Source organism: Holzapfeliella floricola DSM 23037 = JCM 16512, assembly GCF_001436605.1.
Lineage (GTDB): Bacteria > Bacillota > Bacilli > Lactobacillales > Lactobacillaceae > Holzapfeliella > Holzapfeliella floricola.
In genome coordinates, this window is record NZ_AYZL01000012.1 from 1 (window position 1) to 366 (window position 366).

Annotated in this window: 1 protein-coding gene; it reads left to right on the forward strand. The window is 33.1% G+C overall.

Annotated elements, in window-relative coordinates; translation table 11 throughout:
- The first annotated feature begins 137 nt into the window (after positions 1-137).
- Positions 138-335: a cold-shock protein gene (locus tag FC86_RS02260; RefSeq protein WP_056974413.1), complete on the forward strand. Its 198-nt coding sequence runs from the start codon at positions 138-140 to the stop codon at positions 333-335.
- Positions 336-366: the final 31 nt, after the last annotated feature.

A 366-nucleotide genomic window follows, 5' to 3' on the forward strand; every position in this document is an offset into this window, starting at 1 on the left:
TGTGTTATACTACGTATGTAATCGAATTTGAAACGTGAGCTGTAGTGTTATACATATCTATAATTCTTGCTTTTGCTTATCAAATATTCATTGCAACAAAACGCATATATAAATATGCATCAGGAGGAAATTATTTTATGATTAACGGTACAGTTAAATGGTTTAACGCAGACAAAGGTTTTGGTTTTATCACACAAGAAAATGGTGAAGATGTGTTTGCTCACTTCTCAGCTATTCAATCAGATGGCTTCAAAACTTTAGATGAAGGCCAAAAAGTTACTTTTGATATCGAACAAAGTGACCGCGGTCCTCAAGCAGTTAACATCCAAAAATAATTAAAAAAGAGCCCTTAGGGCTCTTTTTTTT

Coding starts and splice junctions, on each gene's coding strand:
- FC86_RS02260 (WP_056974413.1), top strand. CDS start 138: ATGATTAACGGTACAGTTAAATGGTTTAACGCAGACAAAGGTTTTGGT.